At 69.1% G+C, this 1,261-nt stretch carries 1 protein-coding gene; it reads left to right on the top strand.

The window, feature by feature from the left end; all coding sequences use genetic code 11:
• Positions 1–110: 110 nt before the first annotated feature.
• Positions 111–1,261 (top strand): DDE-type integrase/transposase/recombinase (locus H5J31_RS39560; RefSeq protein WP_236005670.1); only part of this gene is annotated, 1,151 nt, incomplete at its 3' end.

Below are 1,261 nucleotides of genomic sequence, written 5' to 3'. Positions count from 1 at the left end.
TGGTGTCTCGCGGCTGGTGACACACCCTGGTTGGGTGATGGTGCGTGTTCTGTCGCCTGAGCGGCGTTGTGGTGGTGGCCATGGCGCGGAACAGGGCGATGATGCGGTTCATGGACGCGATGCTGACGGCTGAGGTGCCGATCGAGAACGTGTCGGAGTGGTGCCGGGTCAACGGTGTCGATAGGCGAACGTTCTATCGGCATCGTGAGCGGGTCCGGGCCGAGGGCCAGTGGCGGCGGCGGTCCACCCGGCCTAAGACGGTGCCGCATGCCACGCCGGAGCCGGTGGTGGCCGAGATCGTGCGGCTGCGGACAGAGCTGGCACCGGACAACGGCGCGGATCCGATCCGTGACCGGCTGCTGGAGCTGGCCGTGGAGCAGGACTGGGCCGGGCGGGGCTGGCCGGTCCCGGCGCGGGCCACGATCAACCGGATCCTGTCCCGCAAGGGGCTGCTGGAGAGCAACTCCCGGAAACGGCCCCGGTCCTCCTACCGCCGGTTCTGCTATGCCCGGCCGCGGGACTGCTACCAGATCGACGCCACCGAGGTCGCACTCGCGGGCGGGGCCGCCGTGGTGGTCTTCGAGGTCCTCGACGATCACAGCCGGATGCTGGTCGCCGGCCACGCCGCTCCCGCCGAAACCGCCCGGGACGCGATCGCCGCGATCACCCAGGCCGTCACCGACTATGGCGCCCCCGCGATCGTGTTGTCCGACAACGGATCCGCGTTCACCTCACGCTCCCGCCGCCCGAACACCGGCCAGTCACAATTCGCCCGCACCGTCACCGGCTGGGGAACACGGCTGATCCATTCCAGCCCCTATCATCCCCAGACCTGCGGCAAGGTCGAACGACACCACCAGACCTTCAAACGCTGGCTCGCCCACCAGGCCCAGCCGGCGACCCTGACCGAACTCCAAGCCTTGCTCACCGTCTATCGCGAGTACTACAACCATCGCCGCCACAGCGCACTCGGCCGCCGGACACCAGCCCAAGTCTGGACAAACGCCGACCGTCACGGCGGCCCCCAGCACCTGCCCGTCCAGGACGACGCCACCGTCCACCGCCTCAAAGTCAGCGCCGACGGCACCGTCAACCTCGGCAAACGAGCCCGGCTACGCATCGGCCGCGCACACGCCGGACACACCATCACCATCATCCGCGACACCGACCGGGCCACCGCCTACACCCACAGCGGCGACCCGATCGGCCACATCCACCTCGACCACACCAAGACCTACCAAGGCCAACTCACCCCAGCCGC

The sequence above is a fragment of the Amycolatopsis pittospori genome (assembly GCF_013870525.1).
Classification (GTDB): Bacteria; Actinomycetota; Actinomycetes; order Mycobacteriales; family Pseudonocardiaceae; genus Amycolatopsis; species Amycolatopsis pittospori.
This window is presented reverse-complemented; position numbering and strand designations above follow the sequence as displayed.